The sequence below is a fragment of the Streptococcus sp. CF7_Ac1-12 genome, from assembly GCF_024295905.1.
Lineage (GTDB): Bacteria > Bacillota > Bacilli > Lactobacillales > Streptococcaceae > Streptococcus > Streptococcus mitis_AP.
Genome location: NZ_JANCPG010000008.1, coordinates 17,927 through 38,943, shown reverse-complemented (window position 1 = coordinate 38,943; position 21,017 = coordinate 17,927). Strand labels below are relative to the sequence as shown.

The following is a 21,017-nucleotide window of genomic DNA, read 5'->3' as shown; positions in this document are numbered from 1 at the left end:
GTGAGCTCGACTTCTCCTCTGCGTTGGGAGAACGTGTATTTGAATCAAGAGAGATTACATACGAGTTTAAATTGCCGTTCACCACCTACGAGAATCGCAAAATTGCTGAAAGACAGATTAAGTCAAGCATGGTTACTAAAACGCAACGCAAGTTGAGAGATACTCACGACCGTCGATATTATTGGATGGGCAAGGTTAAGCACATCAAAGTAGCAGACGACCCGATTAAGAAGAATCTGGTAGCTACTATCACATTCAAGTGCTATCCGTTTGCATTCCATGAGGACGAGTATTTCGATGATGTTTGGGACACATTTGACTTTGAGAGCGATAATTCAACGTGGACTAAGTGGGCGCTTGGTTATGAGAAGAAGAAGACACCAGTTTACTTTGTAAACGCCGGATATACATCAATCAGCCCAGTAATCATCTGTAGTGAGGACATCACGCTAAAAGATGCTAACGGCACCATTTACTACTTGAAGAAGGGTGAGAACAAAGATTTTGCTCTAACGCTCGACATCGGAATCAATTATTTCGAAGCACAAGGAAATGGTACAGTAGCAATGCACTATTCTAACGAGGTGATGGTATGACAGTATCTTGTGATAGCATTGAAATCTTCAACGTCAGCAGTACAGGCTATGCCATCCGTGTCAAGGGGCTGAAGTCTAGTAATGGCATATCTGGGCTACAAGTTCCAACGTGGTCGGAAGAATCTGGGCAAGATGACCTTGTTTGGTACGATGCCTTAAAATGGGGCGATGATTGGTACTGTACCATCAATTCAGTTGATCACAACAGCGACAGTGGGACATACCAATCCCATTTCTATGTAGTGACTTCAAATGGCTCGAAAGAGTACCTCGAAGGCAAGAAGATAACCGTGCCAGAGCGTCCTGCTGGCTTAGCTAAGAAAGCAGGGTATGCCATCTACTGGTGGCCTAGCTTCCTTGATAGAAGATGGGACAAGCTCAATCGAACTACGGCTACACGCAAGGTCATCCACGACCCCTATAGCCCACTTGGAAACAAGATTGTTTCTGGCGAAATCAAGCAAGCTGTCAATAGTATCCACGAGCTGGAATTTGCAATCCCGTTGAACCATACGATGTATCAAAAAATGGTTCAGTTTAAATCTATCATCGAAGTCGTTAACCTAAGGGACAACGAGGTTGAGTTTGTCGGCCGAGTTTTGACAATGACCAATGAGATGTCAACTAATGGATTTGTTCAGAAAGTCGTTTGTGAAGACTTCCTGTCATATCTACACGATTCTGCCCAATGGTTCCAGAAACTACCAAACAAAGGGGCTGAGGACTATTTCAAAATAATCTTTGAATCTGCAAACGTTCAAATTGAGGAATTTAAGCGGATAATTCCCAGAAATATCACAGTACAAAGTAGGTCAGACCGACCATTCCGCTATATCGGATATGATTCAAGCTGGGACACAGTAAGAGAACGGATAATCAAAAATATTGGTGGCTATCTAACGCTAAGAGAGTTCAACACAAGGATCTATGTAGATTGGACTAAAGATATTGGTACTACTAAGGAAAGTCCGATTAAATTAGGTCAGAACATCAAATCAGCCAGTCGAGAGGTTGATTTTGACGGTCTCGCTACGATTATCGTCCCAATTGGAGCTGACTTGCAAAGTCAAAACCAAGGTCAAGAGGAAGACCAAAGTCCAGACGTTACACGAGCTCAGCTCGATATTCGAAGCGTGAACGATGGGAAGATGTATCTGGCTGATGAAGAGCTGATAAAAGAGTTTGGTTTTATTCGAAAATCAGTAATCTGGACAGAGATTGACAACCCTAACATTCTCTTGGCTCGTGGGAAACAGTATTTGAGGAACCAGAAGATTGCACTATCTAAATGGACAATCTCAGCGGTTGAACGCTATCTGATTGATAGTAGATATAGTAAGTTCAGAATTGGGAATAAGCACAAGATTATCAACGCACCGCTATCTGGAATTGAAACATTGCAAATTTTGGAGAAGAAGATTGATATACTGAAACCACAGTCTGTTGGTTTAACTATCGGCTCACAATCTCAATCTCTATCAGCTTATCAATTGCAAACTCAGGAAGCTGATAGCTCTATTGAGAAACTCAAACTAGACCAGTCGACAGCTACCAAACAGAAGAAACTAGACCAGTTGAATACTCAATTATCTGCGCTTAAATCTGCTAGTCAGTCTAAGCCTGTCGAGCCAAGAGCTCCGAAACCACTGGCTACTAATGCAACAGAATCTGAGAAGGAAGCATACAACAGAGCTCTCGAAGATTACAAGCTTGCTAAATCTGACTATGACGCTAAACTTTCAGCGCTCAATATGAGTCAGCAAGAGCGTGCACAGCGTATTAGCGAGCTTGAATCTGAGATTGCTCAATTACGAAACGAATTAGGAGGTGCTTAATGCCACAAACTGAAGCAGAGGGACGCTTGAATTTATATGATGATGTGACCCCTCTTGAAAAAACCAATAAAATTAGCGTCCTTGTTGACGCTATCCGCAAAAAAACAAAAGGGGCTGATGTCCGTGAGGCCATTGCCCTCGGAATAGAAACCACATACGACGACGCTACTAAGAGTGGGAACACTGACATGGAAGTAGTTAAATCCAGAGACAACTTCAATACACTCTCAGAGCGTCTCGACAACATGACCAAAAACCTTGATGGAAAAGCGAGCACGAAGTGGATTGAATCAAAATTTAATGCTATTTCCTCTAGTGCACCCAAGGCCGTTCTAAGCTCGCTGGAAGAGATTCAGCGTACTTATCCAAACGGTGCCAACGGTATTGTTGTCGCAAGCAGCACAGGTAAATGGTACTACTTTAACGAGAGCGGCAGACGATGGACTGAAGGTGGGGTTTATCAATCTAGAGGCCTCAACGTGGATGAAGTGACAGCTGACAATATCGACTTCACAGAATCAATTGAGCAACTTCTAAGAGATAAGATTGAAGGTTCTGTCTACCTTTGGAACAACACATCAATTGGTACATGGTCTTCTAACGGATGGCTTCGATTCATGCCAGTCCCGATCAAAAAGGGACATAAGTATTACTTGTCAAATATCCGTGGTATCTTCTCGTTTGCCATTTCAAGCGATGGAAGTCGATTAGTCAAGAAATTCTCGGAAACGGATGATTTGGTAACTACCGAATACATTCCACCAGAAGATTGTATGCTCTATGTATCTTCTAAACCAGACGAGACTGCTAGAGTGTTTAACGCTTCTCTCGAGGATCTAAAAAAAGCTAACGTTGACTTCTCGAACTTGCCTGATGGCTATGTCTCGCTTAAAATTCCTAAATTGACGCTAAATGTTAAACCAGAAGAATTGAGTTTCGTCAACATCGTTAAGCAGCTGGTTGATGAACGAACATTCAAAGTAGGTAAGGCTTGGTCTGGTAACGGAAACGGCACTTACGACGCTTCCACTTGGGGCACTTATCCCAAGATTTACATGCAAGCAGGTCAGACTTACGGATTAAGAAACATCCGAGGAGTATTTACTCACTTTTTCGACATTTCAGGGAAGAAGCTTAAAACATTCTCTACTACAGACGTATTAGTTAACCAAGATTTTACTCCAGCAGAAAACGGCTATATCCTGATTAGTCGTGGGACATCAGACAATCCTACGAAGGTCATCCAAGGCGGAAACGCTCAAGCTCATTATCTTGAGAACCTTAATTTTGGTTCTAGTGCCATTGCGTCCAAGGTTCCGTTCGTCATGCCAGATACGTCTAGGATTCAATTTGGGGCAGATATTACTGGTATTGATTCAACACAATCAACGACGATTAATAATCTCGGCTACATGAGTCCTATCAAGAAGTGGGAGAAGAGCCGTGGTTTTATCGATACCATCGATGTCTACGTTAAGGACGCGGGAACATACAATTTCGCTATCGGTAACATCGACCAGAACGATTTGATTGTATCCCCTCGAATCTTTCAAAAGGAGCTTGCCGCTGGATACAATACGTTAAATGTTCGAGATGAAGATAAGGAAATCTTCTTCGGAGAGCAACTCTTTTTTGAAGCTAAAGATAATAAGGTCTATGCTTCAAAGGGTGAACGTAATTTGATTCAAGACGCTCAACACGTTACTAATAACGCTGGGTACTCTGGAAAGATTATGTACGAAACAGGGCAAGCTATTCCATTCAGCTATCGTGTAGCTAACGAGAGCGCTAATGAGAAAGTAGAGGTCTTGAAACAAAAAACGGATAAGATTGAACCGATTGTTACGGAACTTGAACTGTTTAAGAAAACACCGATGATTACTAGCCCAAATGGCACTAAGTTCCGCTTGTTGGTTGATAACAATGGCAATCTGTCAACAGTTTCAAATATCCCTAGCCGTGTAGCGGTGTTTGGTAACTCAATCCTAAGCCATCCATGGCTTAAGGGCATGGGTATGGCTGCTAGTGCGCCAGATAAAGATTACTTCACTCTTGTTAAAAACTATATCTTGTCTAAGAACCCTAGCGCAGTAGTAGAGCGTGGGAATGGTGCAGATTGGGAATCTGATCCAAACAATCGACGTGGTACATTCGACAGTAAAATGAAGCAATCACTAGGTCCTGATACAGATATTGTCATTTTGCAGTTTGGCGACAACTTAAATACTGACGAGAAGCGGAAGAACCTTGAAACAGACATCCCTAATCTTGTGAACTGGATTAAGGTGGCATCACCAAAGGCCCTAATATACTGGGTCGGTATCTACTATGCCTCACCAGATTTTGTGGAAAGAATCAAGCTTATCTGTAAGCCATTGGGTGTTACATTCGTTGACATCTACCAGTATTCTAAGGACGCTAAATACAAGTCTGAAATGGGCAAGGCATTGAGACTCCCAGACGGTTCTAACTACACTATTACCAACGCCGGTGTTGCAAGTCATCCAGGTGATTTAGGACACAAGGCTATTGCGGACGAGATTATCAAGAATTTCTTATTCTAGAAAAATGGGGGCTTATGGAATTTTTTGATAAAATCGAACATTTTTTTACAAGTGTAATGCCAGTACTGACCCCGACAATCATTGCATGGATAAGCTATCGGTTGCCGAAAAAAGCGAAAGAAGAGACAGAAAAGATTGTCTCAGAGCTTGGAGATGTTAAGAAGCAGATAGATGACGTACAAAAAACCGCAAAAGATAGTAATACCAAAATCGATGAAGTGCAGGAAAAGCTTAAAGTACACGATGAGGCGCATCTAAATACCATGAAGTTGCGCCTTGGCCGTGATATGCGGAGAGCTATCCGCAGAAAGTACACTTCCCGTGATGAATTTTCATTGGTGGAAAGTATGCACAAAAGCTATAAAGCTTTAGGCGGAAATGGTTACATAGACCGCCTTTTCAGCGATTTTGAAAAGCTGGATATCCGCGCGGAAATTTTGGACGACGACGATTAAAGGAGGGCGAAATGTTATGCGCAAATAGAAGTAACTCAACGAACTTGGCAAGAATAGACGGGGGTTTGGTCGTCAAGCAAGGCGATCTAGCCTCTTCTTTTGGTTTTGAATTGCTAGATGAGAATAAGGACCCTATCCCATCGCTTGATGGGCAGGAGGCGAAAATCACGCTGACAAAAGATGGCGAGCAATGGAAGCATACTTCGACTGTCACGAATGGATCAGTAGTATTTAATCTAGATGGTATTTTGCCAGAAGGAACGTACAATCTCGAAATTTGCGTGGCAGGGTATGTATTCCCAAGCGACGACTCGACTCAAATTAGAATCACAAAATCGGATAAGAATCTGGTCACAAATGAAATCCACGCTCTCAAAGAGTTGGATATCGCAAAGGAAGTTGAGAAACAACTTTCGAAAAAAACAGTAACAGATGGTACAGTAAATCAGGAGTTTCCTGACTTAGTGAAATTTTATAATTTAGGAAAGGTATGATAAATTATGGATACAAGTAAACTGATTGCATTCGCTTCTGCATTGGGAGCGGATAACAAGGCAATGATGCAGTTAATCAATACAAAGATTGACAATGCTACTTTAATGCAGGCTATCGAGCAAGCTAAAACCGCAGTGAAGGCTGATATTTTGGGTGATGGAGTGCCTGAAAATCTTGATACTCTTAAAGAGATTGCTACGATGATCGCTAGCATGAGTGGTGATACTGAAGGTGCAGTCGTGCAAAAATTGGCTGACCTCGGCCGTCGTATTGACGAATTTGCAAACCTCGACCTTGTCTCAACTTATAACGCAGCGAAAGCGTGATTGCTATGAGCAATTTAGAGGAATTTGCTAAAGAGGTCGCTAAAGATGTCAAGCGGATTGAAACTAATTACGCAACCAAGCAGGAAATGCAGGAAGTAGCTGAGAAAAAGCAAGATAAAGATACAGCCTACAACGATGCGGAAGTTAAGCAACGTTTGACAGTGTTAGAAAATCGTCCGACTGGTGGTGGAAGTCAGAAGAGAGATACTGGATGGATAACTATAAAAGATGGAAATGATGAAACTGGAAATATTTTAAAAATACGCAGAATAGAAGATATGGTTCACGTTCAAATAAGTAATAAGTCAGAATATGGATTGACAATTAAGGGAGGTTATTTGGGATACAACTTCGCAGGATATTCTCTTCCGACAATAGGATTTAACACACCTACATCTATTTTACTCCCGACGACAAAAAGCCCTCAACATATAGAAGATAATCCATCACATATAGATGTTTTAGGTCAGGCAATTTTCAACGTAAAAAATGGAGAATTAACGATGAATGTATTTACAAATTCTGGCCAAGAACAAGAAGATGAAATACACATCAATAGTTTCTCTTACTTCACAGAGGACCTGTTCCCGACTGATTAAGGAGGAAAATAAATGACACAATTTAATGAATTTATTATTGCTTTTGCGACAGGATTTTTAGCTGTAGCAGTAGGCAATATCGTAAAAGCAGTGAAAGAGTATCTTTTACAAAAAGGCGGAGAGAAAGCTGTAAAAATCGCTGAAATCCTAGCTAAAAATGCAGTACATGCCGTTGAGCAGGTAGCTCAAGAGACAGGATATAAAGGTGATGAAAAGCTTGAGCAAGCTAAAGTCTACATGATCTCAGAGCTTAAAAAATACAATGTTAGCATGACAGATAAAGAGCTTGAAGTGTTTGTAGAGTCAGCCGTGAAGCAGATGAATGACGCTTGGAAAGGACAAGATTAATGGACATCGATACAAGTAGACTAAGAACTGACCTTCCACAAGTCGGAGAACAACCGTATAGACAAATTCATGCACATTCAACAGGAAATCCAAATTCAACTGCCCAAAATGAAGCAGACTATCATATGCGTCGACCTGTTGATTCAGGATTTTTCTCGCACGTTGTCGGGAATGGTCGTGTGATGCAGACCTGGTATACAGACATGGGAGCCTATGACGTAGGAGGTGGATGGAACGTAGAGGGTTATGGCCAAGTTGAATTGATTGAGAGTCATGAAACCAAGGAAGAGTTCATGCGTGACTATAAGCTCTATGTTGAGCTTCTGCGAAACCTTGCTGATGAAGCAGGGATTCCAAAAACACTGGACTCTGACAGTTTAGCAGGAATCAAAACACATCAGTATTGTACATACAATCAACCTCGAAACTACTCAGACCATGTGGATCCATACCCTTATTTGGCCAAATGGGGCATTAGCCGTGAACAATTTAAAAATGATATTGAAGGCGGTATCTCTACTGAAGCTGGCTGGAAACACAATGAAACAGGCTGGTGGTGGGAGGAGTCGGATGGTTCTTATCCAAAAAATACCTGGAAACAAATCAATGGAGAATGGTTCCGATTTGATAATAGTGGCTATTGCTTGATCAACCGTTGGTTCTTTGATGAAAAAGACTGGTTTTATCTCGATAAACGTGGAGCAATGGTCACAGGTTGGATGTTCCTCAACCATCGCTGGTACTTCTTCAAATCAGATGGCCGTATGGCCAAAGGCTGGGTTAAATATCGTGAAACATGGTATTTCATGGAAGAAAAAGACGGCTACATGCTATCTAAACAGTTCGTCAAATCGGGAGACGGCTGGTATTACTTGAAGGCAAACGGTGAACTTCACACAGACCCAGCATTCAAAACAGAACCAGACGGGCTTATCACAGTCGTCGATAAACCAAAAGAAGAAAAATAATAAACAGAAAGACTTCAAAATAGATTACACTAGACCGCAGGCTCAGGCTTGCGGTTTTTTTGTTTGCTCTGAAAGTAGTTTCAGAATAAAAAAGTAATGATTTTTTCACTACTTTTTTATTTTTTTACGAATAGATAAGTAAGGAGGAAGAAAACATGAACATTTTGAACATTAAACTTGCGAGCATAGATCAGACAGATTTAGGCTTTGAGCATTGGGTGGATGTAACTTACCAGGTGCCGATTTTGAAAAATGAGTACACGGTCAAGCTGTTGCTGCTCATGGAATGCAAGATAGAGGACCAAGAGGTTATTGAGTACATGGTCAGCACTTGGAAGTATCGTGATCTCGTGTTGCATTCATTGCAGATGTATGAGATGGAAAAAATCAATAATTTTAGTATCGTTGATTGAAATGTTGGTGGTCTTGCTGATTATCAGCGTACTTCTCTTGCTATTTGTACCTAATTTGACCAAGCAAAAAGAAGCAGTTAACGACAAAGGAAAAGCAGCTGTTGTGAAGGTGGTAGAAAGCCAGGCAGAACTTTATAGCTTGGATAAAAATGAAGATGCTAGTCTAAGCAAGTTACAAGCAGATGGGCGAATCACAGAAGAACAGGCTAAAGCTTATAAAGAATACCATGCTAAACAAAATACCAGTCAAACCGTTGCAGATTAAAGCCTTTACCATGCTTGAAAGTCTCTTAGTTTTGGGACTGGTGAGTATCCTTGCCTTTGGCTTATCCGGCTCTGTTCAGTCCACTTTTGCAGCGGTAGAGGAGCAGATTTTCTTTATGGAGTTTGAAGAACTCTATAGAGAAACCCAAAAACGCAGTGTAGCCAGTCAGCAAAAGACTAGTCTGAACTTAGATGGGCAGACCATTAGCAATGGCAGTCAAAAGTTGACAGTTCCTAAAGGAATTCAAGCACCATCTGACCAAAGTATCACATTTGACCGAGCTGGGGGCAATTCGTCCCTGGCTAAGGTTGAATTTCAGACCAGCAAAGGAGCGATTCGCTATCAGTTATATCTAGGAAATGGAAAAATTAAACGCATTAAGGAAACAAAAAATTAGGGCGGTGATTTTGCTGGAAGCAGTAGTTGCTCTAGCTATCTTTGCTAGCATTGCAACCCTCCTTTTGGGACAAATTCAGAAAAATAGGCGAGAAGAAACAAAAATCTTGCAAAAGGAAGAAGTCTTGAGGGTAGCTAAGATGGCTCTGCAGACAGGTCAAAATCAGGTAAACATCAACGGAGTTGAGATTCAGGTGTTTTCTGGTGAAAAAGGATTGGAGGTCTACCATGGTTCAGAACAGTTGTTGGCTATCAAAGAGCCATAAAATCAAGGCTTTCACTTTGTTGGAATCCCTGATTGCCCTCATTGTCATCAGTGGGAGTTTGCTCCTCTTTCAAGCCATGAGTCAGCTCCTCATTTCAGAAGTTCGCTACCAGCAACAAAGCGAGCAAAAGGAATGGCTTTTGTTTGTGGACCAGCTGGAGGCAGAATTAGATCGTTCGCAATTCGAAAAAGTGGAGGGTAATCGCCTCTATATGAAGCAGGATGGTAAGGATATCTCTATCGGCAAGTCAAAATCGGATGATTTTCGAAAAACCGATGCCAGTGGACGAGGTTATCAGCCTATGGTTTATGGACTCAAATCTGCGCAGATTACAGAGGTCAATCAACTGGTGCGTTTTCGTTTTCAGTTCCAAAAAGGCTTAGAAAGGGAATTCATCTATCGTGTGGAAAAAGAAAAAAGTTAAGGCAGGTGTTCTCCTCTATGCAGTCACCATGGCAGCCATCTTTAGTCTTTTGTTACAATTTTACTTGAACCGACAAGTCACCCACCATCAAGACTATGCTTCAAATAAAGAAAAGTTGCTTGCTTTTGCTATAGCCAAGCGAACCAAAGATAAGGTTGATAAGGAAAGTGGGGAACAGGTCTTTAATTTGGGTCAGGTGAGTTATCAAAATAAGAAAACAAGCTTGGTGACAAGGGTTCGTACGTCTAAGAGTCAATATGAGTTCCTATTTCCTTCAGTCAAAATCAAAGAAGAGAAAAGTGATAAAAAGGAAAAGATAGTGATTGATCCAAGTGAAAAAGTGGAGAAGAAATAATCAGAAGAGAAGCTTGAAAAGAACGAGAATTCCTAGTCAATTCAGCTACTTTGTGCTAAACTAAAAATATGAGACATAATTTTAACCACAAAGCGGAAACTTTCGATTCCCCTAAAAATATCTTTCTTGCAAACTTGGTATGTCAAGCAGTCGAGAAACAGATTGATCTTCTATCAGACAAAGAAATTTTGGATTTCGGTGGTGGGACGGGTCTATTAACCTTGCCTCTGGCCAAACAAGCCAAGTCTGTAACATTAGTGGATATTTCGGAGAAAATGCTGGAGCAAGCTCGTTTGAAAGCAGAGCAGCAAGACATCAAAAATATCCAGTTTTTGGAGCAAGATTTACTGAAAAATCCCTTAGAGCAAGAGTTTGATCTGATTGTTGTCAGTCGGGTTCTTCACCATATGCCTGATTTGGATGAGGCTCTTTCACTGTTTCATCAACATTTGAAGGAAGATGGACAACTTTTACTTGCTGATTTTACCAAGACGGAGTCTAGTCATCATGGATTTGATTTAGCTGAACTGGAAAAACAGCTAATTGAGCATGGTTTTTCATCTGTACATAGTCAGATCCTCTATAGTGCTGAAGACCTGTTTCAAGGAAATTACTCAGAACTCTTTTTAACAGTAGCCCAAAAATCACTCGCCTAGTCAGGGAGTGATTTTTCTATAAGGATGGAAAAAAGAAGGGAAATTTGATAAGATAGGAATATGGATTTTGAAAAAATTGAACAAGCTTATACCTATTTACTAGAGAATGTCCAAGTCATCCAAAGTGATTTGGCGACCAACTTTTATGACGCCTTGGTGGAGCAAAACAGCATTTATCTGGATGGTGAAACTGAGTTAGAGCAGGTCAAGGAGAACAATCAAGCCCTTAAGCGTTTAGCACTACGCAAAGAAGAATGGCTCAAGACCTACCAGTTTCTCTTGATGAAGGCTGGGCAAACAGAACCCTTGCAGGCCAATCACCAGTTTACACCGGATGCTATTGCTTTACTTTTGGTGTTTATTGTGGAAGAGTTGTTTAAAGAAGAGGAAATTACTATCCTCGAAATGGGTTCCGGGATGGGGATTCTGGGCGCTACTTTCTTGACCTCGCTTGCTAAAAAAGTGGATTACTTGGGAATGGAAGTGGATGATTTGCTGATTGATTTGGCAGCTAGCATGGCAGATGTAATTGGTTTGCAGGCTGGCTTTGTCCAAGGAGATGCCGTTCGTCCACAAATGCTCAAAGAAAGTGATGTGGTCATCAGCGACTTGCCTGTCGGCTATTATCCTGATGATGCCGTTGCGTCGCGACATCAAGTTGCTTCTAGCCAAGAACATACTTACGCCCATCACTTGCTCATGGAACAAGGTCTAAAGTATCTCAAGTCAGACGGATACGCTATTTTTCTCGCTCCGAGTGATTTGTTGACCAGTCCTCAAAGTGAGTTGTTGAAAGGCTGGTTGAAAGAAGAGGCCAGTTTGGTTGCCATGATTAGTCTGCCTGAAAATCTCTTTGCTAGTGCTAAACAATCCAAGACCATTTTTATCTTACAGAAGAAAAGTGAAATAGCAGTAGAGCCTTTTGTTTATCCACTTGCTAGCTTGCAAGATGCAAGTGTTTTAATGAAATTTAAAGAAAATTTTCAAAAATGGACTCAAGGTACTGAAATATAAAATAGATTTTGTTATAATAGATGAAAACGCTTAAAAAGGGGTATCATGTTATGACAAAAACAATTGCAATCAATGCGGGAAGTTCAAGTTTGAAATGGCAACTTTATCAAATGCCAGAGGAAAAAGTTCTTGCTAAAGGTTTAATTGAACGGATCGGTTTGAAAGATTCAATTTCAACTGTAAAATTTGATGGTCGTTCTGAACAACAAATTTTGGATATTGAAAATCACACACAAGCTGTTAAAATCTTATTGGATGACTTGATTCGTTTCGATATTATCAAGGCTTATGACGAGATTACTGGTGTTGGACACCGTGTTGTTGCAGGTGGAGAATATTTCAAAGAATCAACAGTCGTTGAGGGAGATGTTTTAGAAAAAGTTGAAGAGTTGAGCTTGTTGGCTCCTCTCCACAATCCAGCCAATGCAGCAGGTGTTCGTGCCTTCAAGGAATTGCTGCCAGACATTACCAGTGTAGTTGTTTTTGATACTTCATTCCACACAACTATGCCAGAGAAAGCTTATCGCTACCCTCTACCAACAAAATATTACACAGAAAACAAGGTGCGTAAATATGGTGCCCACGGTACAAGTCACCAGTTTGTAGCAGGAGAAGCAGCAAAACTCTTGGGCCGTCCATTAGAGGACTTGAAATTGATTACTTGCCACATCGGTAATGGTGCTTCTATTACAGCTGTTAAGGGTGGTCAATCTGTCGATACTTCAATGGGATTCACTCCACTTGGTGGTGTGATGATGGGAACTCGTACAGGGGATATTGACCCAGCTATCATTCCTTACTTAATGCAATATACAGAGGACTTTAACACGCCTGAAGACATTAGTCACGTTCTTAATCGTGAATCAGGACTGATGGGGGTTTCAGGTAAATCTAGTGATATGCGTGATGTGATTGCTGCTATGGAAGAAGGGGATCATGATGCCACTTTAGCCTATGAAATGTATGTTGATCGTATCCAAAAACATATCGGTCAATACCTTGCAGTCTTAAATGGAGCAGATGCTATTATCTTCACAGCAGGTATTGGTGAAAATGCTGCAAATGTGCGTGAAGATGTTATCTCAGGTATCTCTTGGTTTGGTTGTGATGTTGACCCAGAAAAGAACGTCTTTGGTGTGACAGGAGACATCTCAACAGAGGTAGCGAAGATCCGTGTATTGGTTATTCCAACAGATGAAGAGCTAGTTATTGCCCGTGACGTTGAACGCTTGAAAAAATAAGTAAAACTAGTAAAAATATTCCGTACAAGGAGTTGGGAAAGAGATTTTTCCAGCTTCTTTTTATGGTGAAATTGTCCAAAACCTTGCTATGATTGGCTTTTTTGAAAAATATGGTATAATAGTAGTAATTTAATAGATGGAGTTGAGTTTTGAAGAAAAACTTTCGTGTAAAAAGAGAGAAAGATTTTAAGGCGATTTTCAAGGAGGGGACAAGTTTTGCCAATCGCAAGTTTGTTGTCTACCAACTAGAAAATCAGAAAAACCATTTTCGAGTAGGTCTATCAGTTAGCAAAAAACTGGGGAATGCGGTCACTAGAAATCAAATCAAGCGACGAATCCGACATATTATCCAGAATGCAAAAGGGAGTCTGGTAGAAGATGTCGACTTTGTTGTCATTGCTCGAAAAGGAGTCGAAACCTTGGAATACGCAGAGATGGAGAAAAATCTACTCCACGTATTAAAATTATCAAAGATTTACCAGGAAGGAAATGGGAGTGAAAAAGAAACTACAGTTGACTAGTTTGCTAGGATTGTCTCTATTGATCATGACAGCCTGTGCGACTAATGGGACAACTAGCGATATTACAGCCAATTCGGCTGATTTTTGGAGTAAATTTGTTTACTTCTTTGCGGAAATTATTCGCTTTTTATCGTTTGATATCAGCATCGGAGTGGGGATTATTCTCTTTACGATCTTGATTCGTACAGTTCTATTGCCAGTCTTTCAGGTGCAAATGGTGGCTTCTAGAAAAATGCAGGAAGCTCAACCACGCATTAAGGCGCTTCGAGAACAATATCCGGGTCGTGATATGGAAAGCAGAACCAAGCTAGAGCAGGAAATGCGTAAAGTCTTTAAAGAAATGGGTGTCAGACAGTCGGATTCTCTTTGGCCGATTTTGATTCAGATGCCGGTCATCTTGGCCTTGTTCCAAGCTCTATCGAGAGTTGACTTTTTAAAGACAGGTCATTTCTTATGGATTAACCTTGGTGGTGTGGACACAACCCTTGTTCTTCCGGTTTTGGCAGCTGTATTCACCTTTTTAAGTACTTGGTTGTCCAACAAAGCCTTGTCTGAGCGTAATGGAGCTACGACAGCGATGATGTATGGGATTCCGGTCTTGATTTTTATCTTTGCAGTTTATGCGCCAGGTGGGGTCGCCCTCTACTGGACAGTGTCCAATGCTTATCAAGTCTTGCAAACCTATTTCTTAAACAATCCATTCAAGATTATCGCAGAGCGCGAGGCTGTAGCTCAGGCACAGAAAGATTTGGAAAATAGAAAAAGAAAAGCCAAGAAAAAGGCTCAGAAAACGAAATAATAAGGAGGAATCTGGTAATGGTAGTATTTACAGGTTCAACTGTTGAAGAAGCAATCCAGAAAGGATTGAAAGAATTAGATATTCCAAGAATGAAGGCTCACATCAAAGTCATTTCTCGTGAAAAAAATGGATTTTTTGGTTTATTTGGTAAAAAACCAGCCCAGGTTGACATTGAAACCATTAGTGAAACAACTGTCATTAAGGCAAATCAACAAGCTGTTAAGGGTGTTCCTAAAGAAATCAATGAACAAAATGAACCAGTTAAAACAGTCAGTGAAGCGACCGTTGATTTGGGGCATGTTGTAGAAGCAATTAAAAAGATTGAAGAAGAAGGCCAAGGGGTTTCTGATGAAGTCAAGGCTGAAATTTTGAAAAATGAAAAACATGCTAGCACCATCTTAGAAGAAACTGGGCATATTGAGATTTTAAATGAATTACAGCTTGAAGAAGCCGGCATCGAAGAAGTAGAAACTCCTATTGTTGAGAGTCGAGCTGAACAAACTGAAAGTCAAGAATTAGAAGATTTGGGCTTAAAGGTGGAACCGAGCTTTGATATTGAACAAGTAGCTACGGAGGTAACGACTTATGTTCAGACGATTATTGATGATATGGATGTCGAAGCGACGATTTCAAATGACTATAACCGTCGTAGCATCAATCTACAAATTGATACCAATGAGCCAGGTCGCATTATCGGCTACCATGGTAAAGTCTTGAAGGCCTTGCAGCTGTTAGCTCAAAATTATCTTTACAACCGCTATTCAAGAACCTTCTACATTACAATCAATGTCAATGATTATGTCGAACACCGTGCAGAAGTCTTGCAGACCTATGCGCAAAAATTGGCGACTCGTGTTTTAGAAGAAGGCCGCAGTCATCAAACGGATCCAATGTCAAATAGCGAACGTAAGATTATCCATCGTATTATTTCACGTATGGATGGCGTGACTAGTTACTCTGAAGGTGACGAGCCAAATCGCTATGTCGTTGTAGATACAGAGTAAGTAAAATCAGGTTTATCCTGATTTTTTGCTAGTTAGAAGAGGTTAAACGGATGTTAAATGAGATAAGAAACTATCTAGACTTTGCTGGTTTGCAGTACCGTAATCCAGATAAAGCGGGAGAAGAGCGAGAGAAAATGCTGGAATTGCGCCACAAAGGTCAAGAGGCCCGAAAGGCTTTTACAGAATTGGCCAAAGCTTTCCAAGCAAGCCATCCAGAATGGCAACTTCAACAGACTAGCCAGTGGATGAACCAAGCGCAGCGCTTGCGACCACACTTCTGGGCTTATCTACAGCGTGAGGGGAAAGTGACAGAACCTATGATGGCCTTACGTTTGTACGGAAGTTCTTCTGATTTTGGAGTCTCACTAGAAGTCAGTTTCATCGAGCGCAAGAAAGATGAGCAAACTTTAGGCAAGCAGGCCAAAGTTTTAGAAATTCCAACCGTTGAAGGGATTTATTATCTAGCCTACTCAGATGGTCAAAGTCAAAGATGGGAGGCGAACGAAGAAAATCGCCGTACTTTACGTGAGAAGTTGAGAAGTCAGGAAGTTCGAAAAGTGTTAGTTAAAGCAGATGTTTCTGTGACAGAAAATTCATCTGAAGAAGATATCGTGGAAAATTTACTGAAATCTTATGATAAAATTCTTCCATTTTATCTAGCTACGAGAAATTAAGCTAATCATTAAAATATCATAAATCATACAGTCCAAGAGTGAACAGTCCGCTGTGTAATTCTTGGTCTTTTTGTTTACGCTTTCAAAGTATATAATAAACCTACAAAAACAATTCAAAAGGAGAACAATTATGGAAGTTATTTCAAGTGTTCTAAATTGGTTTTCTAGCAATATTTTGCAGAATCCCGCATTTTTCGTAGGTTTATTGGTGTTGATAGGATACGCACTTTTGAAAAAACCTGCCCACGACGTTTTCTCAGGGTTTGTTAAAGCAACAGTAGGGTATATGTTGCTCAATGTGGGTGCGGGTGGTTTGGTTACAACCTTCCGTCCGATCTTAGCAGCCCTTAACTACAAATTCCAAATTGGTGCAGCGGTTATTGACCCTTATTTCGGACTTGCTGCAGCAAACAACAAAATTGCAGCAGAGTTTCCAGATTTCGTCGGGACTGCAACTACAGCTCTATTGATTGGTTTTGGAGTGAATATCTTGCTTGTAGCTCTACGCAAGATTACGAAAGTAAGAACCCTCTTTATTACTGGTCACATCATGGTGCAACAAGCTGCGACTGTATCTCTTATGGTTCTATTATTAGTCCCACAATTGCGCAATGCTTATGGTACAGCAGCTATCGGTATCATCTGTGGCCTTTACTGGGCAGTTAGTTCAAATATGACTGTTGAGGCAACTCAACGCTTGACTGGTGGTGGCGGATTTGCGATTGGTCACCAACAGCAATTTGCAATCTGGTTTGTAGATAAAGTAGCAGGACGCTTTGGTAAGAAAGAAGAAAGTTTAGACAATCTTAAATTACCTAAGTTCCTCTCAATCTTCCACGATACAGTTGTTGCATCTGCTACCTTGATGCTCGTATTCTTCGGAGCCATTCTTTTAATCTTGGGTCCAGACATTATGTCTAACAAAGAAGTCATTACTTCAGGAACTCTATTCAATCCTGCTAAACAAGATTTCTTTATGTACATTATCCAAACAGCCTTCACCTTCTCAGTTTACTTGTTCGTTTTGATGCAAGGTGTTCGCATGTTCGTATCTGAGTTGACAAACGCCTTCCAAGGTATTTCAAACAAATTGTTGCCAGGTTCATTCCCAGCGGTTGACGTTGCAGCTTCTTATGGATTTGGTTCTCCAAACGCTGTCTTGTCAGGATTTGCCTTTGGTTTGATTGGTCAATTGATCACAATTGTCTTGCTCATCGTCTTTAAAAATCCGATTCTTATTATTACAGGATTTGTACCAGTGTTCTTTGACAATGCAGCCATTGCGGTCTATGCTGATAAACGCGGTGGATGGAAAGCGGCTGTTATCCTATCCTTCATCTCAGGTGTTCTCCAAGTTGCTTTAGGAGCTCTCTGTGTGGCCCTTCTTGACTTAGCATCTTACGGTGGTTACCATGGAAATATCGACTTTGAATTCCCATGGCTTGGATTTGGATACATCTTCAAATACCTTGGTATTGTTGGTTATGTACTTGTGTGTCTCTTCTTGCTTGTTATTCCTCAACTTCAATTTGCCAAAGCAAAAGATAAAGAGAAATATTACAACGGTGAAGTTCAAGAAGAAGCTTAGTATCTAGAAAAGGAGAAAATAAAATGGTTAAAGTATTAGCAGCGTGTGGAAATGGAATGGGTTCATCTATGGTTATCAAGATGAAGGTTGAAAATGCCCTCCGTAAGCTTAATCAAACAGATTTTACAGTCAATTCATGTAGTGTCGGTGAAGCTAAAGGTTTAGCAGCAGGATATGACATCGTAATCGCTTCTCTTCATTTGATTCAAGAATTGGAAGGGCGAACTAATGGGAAGTTAATTGGGCTTGACAATTTGATGGATGATAAAGAAATCACTGAAAAACTCAGTCAAGCACTACAGTAAAAGGTTGGAGGGGGCTGGATAGAAACTGAGAGTCATCGTTTCTGTCCTTCTCCCTCTTTAAATAAAGGAGGCAGATATGAATTTAAAACAAGCTTTAATTGACAATGACTCGATCCGACTAGGTTTAGAGGCTAACGATTGGAAAGAAGCAGTCAAGGTAGCGGTAGATCCCTTGATTGAAAGTGGAGCAATTTTGCCAGAGTATTACGATGCAATTATTGAATCGACTGAAGAATATGGTCCCTACTATATCTTAATGCCAGGTATGGCTATGCCCCATGCTAGACCTGAAGCTGGAGTGCAAAGAGATGCCTTTTCATTGATCACCTTACAAAATCCTGTTGTATTTTCAGATGGGAAAGAAGTTTCAGTTTTGTTGGCACTAGCAGCAACAAGCTCAAAAATTCACACAAGTGTAGCCATTCCACAGATTATTGCCTTGTTTGAATTAGAAGATTCTATCGCACGTTTACAGGCTTGCCAGACTAAAGAAGATGTCTTGGCGATGATTGAAGAATCTAAGAATAGCCCTTATCTCGAAGGATTAGATTTGGAAAGTTAGAAAGAGGAAAAAGAGATGACAAAAAGAATACCTAATTTACAAGTTGCATTAGACCATTCAGACTTGCAAGGAGCGATTAAAGCAGCTGTTTCTGTTGGTCAGGAAGTAGATATTATCGAAGCTGGAACTGTTTGCTTGCTTCAAGTTGGAAGTGAACTGGTTGAAGTCTTGCGTAGCCTTTTCCCAGATAAGATTATTGTGGCAGACACAAAATGTGCTGATGCTGGTGGAACAGTTGCTAAAAATAATGCGGTTCGTGGAGCAGATTGGATGACTTGTATCTGTTGTGCAACTATCCCTACTATGGAAGCGGCTCTAAAGGCTATCAAGACTGAACGTGGAGACCGAGGCGAAATCCAGATTGAACTTTATGGCGATTGGACTTTTGAACAAGCTCAGCTTTGGCTAGATGCTGGTATCTCACAAGCTATTTATCACCAATCTCGTGATGCACTTCTTGCTGGTGAGACTTGGGGTGAAAAAGACCTTAATAAGGTTAAAAAACTCATCGACATGGGCTTCCGTGTGTCTGTAACAGGTGGTCTAGATGTAGATACTCTCAAACTATTTGAAGGCGTTGATGTCTTTACCTTTATCGCAGGTCGTGGAATTACAGAGGCTGCGGATCCAGCAGGAGCAGCGCATGCCTTCAAGGATGAAATCAGACGAATTTGGGGGTAAACCATGGCACGTCCAATTGGAATTTATGAAAAGGCAACTCCGACACACTTTACTTGGCTAGAACGTTTAAATTTTGCCAAGGAGTTAGGCTTTGATTTTGTCGAGATGTCTATTGATGAACGTGACGAGCGTTTAGCAAGACTGGACTGGAGCAAGGACGAGCGTTTGGAAGTTGTCAAAGCAATCTATAAAACTGGTGTTCGTATTCCTTCTATCTGTTTTTCAGGCCATCGTCGCTACCCATTGGGATCAAATGATCCAGTTATAGAGGAAAAATCTCTAGAACTCATGAAAAAATGTATTGAATTAGCCCAAGACTTGGGAGTTCGTACTATTCAATTAGCTGGTTACGACGTTTATTATGAGGAAAAGTCACCCCAGACACGCCAACGTTTTATCAAAAATTTGAGAAAAGCTTGTGACTGGGCTGAAGAGGCTCAGGTGGTACTTGCTATTGAAATTATGGATGATCCTTTCATCAATAGCATCGAAAAATACTTGGCTGTAGAAAAAGAGATTGACTCTCCCTACCTCTTTGTATACCCAGATATTGGTAATGTATCTGCATGGCATAATGATGTCTACAGTGAATTTTATCTTGGGCATCATGCCATCGCAGCTCTCCATCTCAAGGATACTTATGCAGTGACAGAAAGTTCAAAGGGCCAGTTCCGAGATGTAACTTTTGGGCAAGGTTGTGTCAAATGGGAAGAAGCTTTCGATATTTTAAAACAAACCAATTATAATGGACCTTTCCTAATCGAAATGTGGTCTGAAAATTGTGAAACTGTAGAAGAAACACGCGCAGTCATTCAAGAGGCGCAAGCTTTTCTCTACCCACTAATTAAGAAAGCAGGTTTGATGTAAGATGAATCAAGTAATAAACGATATGCGTAGACGAGTCTGTAATGCCAATCAATCATTACCAAAACATGGACTTGTTAAATTTACCTGGGGAAATGTATCGGAAGTCAATCGCGAACTAGGTGTCATTGTTATTAAACCATCAGGCGTAGATTATGACGAATTGACACCTGAAAACATGGTGGTGACGGACTTGGATGGCCAAGTTCTAGAAGGAGATTTAAGACCATCTTCTGACCTCCCAACTCATGTGCAGTTATATAAGGCATGGCAAGAGATTGGTAGTGTGGTCCACACCCATTCGACAGAAGCAGTTGGTTGGGCACAGGCTGGACGTGATATTCCTTTCTATGGAACAACCCATGCAGATTATTTCTACGGTTCAATCCCTTGCGCTCGTAGTTTGACCAAAGATGAGGTAGAAGTAGCCTATGAAAAAGATACTGGCTTGGTTATAGTAGAAGAATTTGAGCGTCGTGGTCTGAATCCTGTTGAAGTACCAGGTATTGTTGTACGCAATCACGGTCCATTCACCTGGGGCAAAAATCCAGAGAATGCTGTTTATCACTCTGTCGTATTAGAGGAAGTATCAAAGATGAATCGCTTTACAGAACAAATCAATCCAAGAGTTGAACCTGCTCCCCAGTACATTCTAGAAAAGCACTACCAACGTAAGCATGGACCAAATGCTTATTACGGTCAAAAGAAATAAGAAATTGAATTGAAAAGAGGCTAGGACCTTTCGATCCAAGCCTCGCTTTTGTAATTGTAAGTATTCGTTATTAAGAGACTACTGTTGATAA

Annotated in this window: 28 protein-coding genes; all 28 read left to right on the top strand. The window is 40.9% G+C overall.

Going from position 1 to position 21,017, the window contains the following annotated elements; all coding sequences use genetic code 11:
* Positions 1–128: 128 nt before the first annotated feature.
* The 28 genes from NMM17_RS05265 (at position 129) to NMM17_RS05130 (ending at position 20,926) form a co-directional block, all read left to right on the top strand.
* The gene (locus tag NMM17_RS05265; protein WP_254753964.1) at positions 129–596 is read left to right on the top strand and encodes a hypothetical protein; all 468 of its coding nucleotides are present in this window, start codon (positions 129–131) and stop codon (positions 594–596) included.
* On the top strand, positions 593–2,431 hold the full coding sequence (locus NMM17_RS05260; protein ID WP_254753963.1) for a GBS Bsp-like repeat-containing protein: 1,839 nt from the start codon (positions 593–595) through the stop codon (positions 2,429–2,431). The genes NMM17_RS05265 and NMM17_RS05260 overlap by 4 nt, the downstream gene beginning before the upstream one ends.
* Positions 2,431–4,995 (top strand): SGNH/GDSL hydrolase family protein, encoded by a 2,565-nt coding sequence (locus tag NMM17_RS05255; protein ID WP_254753962.1) that lies wholly within the window; start codon positions 2,431–2,433, stop codon positions 4,993–4,995. Before NMM17_RS05260 ends, NMM17_RS05255 begins: the two co-directional genes overlap by 1 nt.
* Positions 4,996–5,009: 14 nt before the next feature.
* Positions 5,010–5,450: a hypothetical protein gene (locus tag NMM17_RS05250; protein WP_254753961.1), complete on the top strand. Its 441-nt coding sequence runs from the start codon at positions 5,010–5,012 to the stop codon at positions 5,448–5,450.
* Positions 5,451–5,461: 11 nt separating this feature from the next.
* The gene (locus NMM17_RS05245) at positions 5,462–5,944 is read left to right on the top strand and encodes a DUF2012 domain-containing protein (protein WP_254753960.1); all 483 of its coding nucleotides are present in this window, start codon (positions 5,462–5,464) and stop codon (positions 5,942–5,944) included.
* 6 nt (positions 5,945–5,950) lie between these two features.
* Positions 5,951–6,271, top strand: a complete 321-nt coding sequence (locus NMM17_RS05240) for a hypothetical protein (protein WP_254753959.1) — start codon at positions 5,951–5,953, stop codon at positions 6,269–6,271.
* A gap of 5 nt (positions 6,272–6,276) precedes the next feature.
* Complete coding sequence (locus NMM17_RS05235; protein ID WP_254753958.1) at positions 6,277–6,870, top strand: hypothetical protein; 594 nt, start codon at positions 6,277–6,279, stop codon at positions 6,868–6,870.
* A 12-nt stretch (positions 6,871–6,882) separates the two neighbouring features.
* Positions 6,883–7,218, top strand: a complete 336-nt coding sequence (locus NMM17_RS05230; protein WP_254753957.1) for a phage holin — start codon at positions 6,883–6,885, stop codon at positions 7,216–7,218.
* On the top strand, positions 7,218–8,186 hold the full coding sequence (locus tag NMM17_RS05225) for an N-acetylmuramoyl-L-alanine amidase family protein (RefSeq protein ID WP_254753956.1): 969 nt from the start codon (positions 7,218–7,220) through the stop codon (positions 8,184–8,186). Before NMM17_RS05230 ends, NMM17_RS05225 begins: the two co-directional genes overlap by 1 nt.
* Positions 8,187–8,341: 155 nt before the next feature.
* Entirely contained in the window at positions 8,342–8,599 is a 258-nt protein-coding gene (locus tag NMM17_RS05220; RefSeq protein ID WP_254753955.1) for a hypothetical protein, read from the top strand.
* Positions 8,559–8,864 (top strand): competence type IV pilus major pilin ComGC, encoded by a 306-nt coding sequence (gene comGC / locus NMM17_RS05215; protein WP_254753954.1) that lies wholly within the window; start codon positions 8,559–8,561, stop codon positions 8,862–8,864. The genes NMM17_RS05220 and comGC overlap by 41 nt, the downstream gene beginning before the upstream one ends.
* The gene (comGD, locus tag NMM17_RS05210; RefSeq protein ID WP_029690012.1) at positions 8,827–9,261 is read left to right on the top strand and encodes a competence type IV pilus minor pilin ComGD; all 435 of its coding nucleotides are present in this window, start codon (positions 8,827–8,829) and stop codon (positions 9,259–9,261) included. Before comGC ends, comGD begins: the two co-directional genes overlap by 38 nt.
* Positions 9,224–9,526 (top strand): competence type IV pilus minor pilin ComGE, encoded by a 303-nt coding sequence (gene comGE, locus NMM17_RS05205; protein WP_254753953.1) that lies wholly within the window; start codon positions 9,224–9,226, stop codon positions 9,524–9,526. Before comGD ends, comGE begins: the two co-directional genes overlap by 38 nt.
* Positions 9,489–9,950 (top strand): competence type IV pilus minor pilin ComGF, encoded by a 462-nt coding sequence (gene comGF, locus NMM17_RS05200; RefSeq protein WP_000250510.1) that lies wholly within the window; start codon positions 9,489–9,491, stop codon positions 9,948–9,950. The genes comGE and comGF overlap by 38 nt, the downstream gene beginning before the upstream one ends.
* Positions 9,928–10,305 (top strand): competence type IV pilus minor pilin ComGG, encoded by a 378-nt coding sequence (comGG, locus tag NMM17_RS05195; RefSeq protein ID WP_000265634.1) that lies wholly within the window; start codon positions 9,928–9,930, stop codon positions 10,303–10,305. The genes comGF and comGG overlap by 23 nt, the downstream gene beginning before the upstream one ends.
* Positions 10,306–10,373: 68 nt before the next feature.
* Positions 10,374–10,961 carry a class I SAM-dependent methyltransferase gene (locus tag NMM17_RS05190; protein WP_001216299.1) on the top strand — a complete coding sequence of 196 codons (588 nt, stop codon included), beginning with the start codon at positions 10,374–10,376 and terminating at the stop codon, positions 10,959–10,961.
* 60 nt (positions 10,962–11,021) lie between these two features.
* Positions 11,022–11,975: a class I SAM-dependent methyltransferase gene (locus NMM17_RS05185; RefSeq protein WP_000345105.1), complete on the top strand. Its 954-nt coding sequence runs from the start codon at positions 11,022–11,024 to the stop codon at positions 11,973–11,975.
* Positions 11,976–12,025: 50 nt separating this feature from the next.
* Entirely contained in the window at positions 12,026–13,216 is a 1,191-nt protein-coding gene (locus NMM17_RS05180; RefSeq protein ID WP_000167793.1) for an acetate kinase, read from the top strand.
* 149 nt (positions 13,217–13,365) lie between these two features.
* Positions 13,366–13,737, top strand: coding sequence for a ribonuclease P protein component (gene rnpA, locus NMM17_RS05175; protein ID WP_000739243.1), 372 nt, complete (start codon positions 13,366–13,368; stop codon positions 13,735–13,737).
* Positions 13,712–14,536: a membrane protein insertase YidC gene (locus NMM17_RS05170; RefSeq protein WP_025171420.1), complete on the top strand. Its 825-nt coding sequence runs from the start codon at positions 13,712–13,714 to the stop codon at positions 14,534–14,536. Before rnpA ends, NMM17_RS05170 begins: the two co-directional genes overlap by 26 nt.
* Positions 14,537–14,553: 17 nt before the next feature.
* A complete protein-coding gene (gene jag / locus NMM17_RS05165) occupies positions 14,554–15,540 on the top strand; it encodes an RNA-binding cell elongation regulator Jag/EloR (RefSeq protein ID WP_000260028.1) in 987 nt (328 codons plus the stop codon).
* A 50-nt stretch (positions 15,541–15,590) separates the two neighbouring features.
* A complete protein-coding gene (locus tag NMM17_RS05160) occupies positions 15,591–16,214 on the top strand; it encodes a hypothetical protein (RefSeq protein ID WP_000931249.1) in 624 nt (207 codons plus the stop codon).
* A 130-nt stretch (positions 16,215–16,344) separates the two neighbouring features.
* Positions 16,345–17,802, top strand: coding sequence for a PTS ascorbate transporter subunit IIC (locus NMM17_RS05155; protein WP_000452077.1), 1,458 nt, complete (start codon positions 16,345–16,347; stop codon positions 17,800–17,802).
* Between the two features lie 23 nt (positions 17,803–17,825).
* Complete coding sequence (locus NMM17_RS05150) at positions 17,826–18,107, top strand: PTS sugar transporter subunit IIB (RefSeq protein WP_000241466.1); 282 nt, start codon at positions 17,826–17,828, stop codon at positions 18,105–18,107.
* A gap of 76 nt (positions 18,108–18,183) precedes the next feature.
* Positions 18,184–18,669 (top strand): PTS sugar transporter subunit IIA, encoded by a 486-nt coding sequence (locus NMM17_RS05145; RefSeq protein WP_001049926.1) that lies wholly within the window; start codon positions 18,184–18,186, stop codon positions 18,667–18,669.
* A gap of 15 nt (positions 18,670–18,684) precedes the next feature.
* A complete protein-coding gene (locus NMM17_RS05140; protein ID WP_000166733.1) occupies positions 18,685–19,350 on the top strand; it encodes a 3-keto-L-gulonate-6-phosphate decarboxylase UlaD in 666 nt (221 codons plus the stop codon).
* A gap of 3 nt (positions 19,351–19,353) precedes the next feature.
* A complete protein-coding gene (locus NMM17_RS05135) occupies positions 19,354–20,217 on the top strand; it encodes an L-ribulose-5-phosphate 3-epimerase (RefSeq protein ID WP_254753952.1) in 864 nt (287 codons plus the stop codon).
* Position 20,218: 1 nt separating this feature from the next.
* Positions 20,219–20,926 carry an L-ribulose-5-phosphate 4-epimerase gene (locus NMM17_RS05130; protein WP_084925444.1) on the top strand — a complete coding sequence of 236 codons (708 nt, stop codon included), beginning with the start codon at positions 20,219–20,221 and terminating at the stop codon, positions 20,924–20,926.
* Positions 20,927–21,017: the final 91 nt, after the last annotated feature.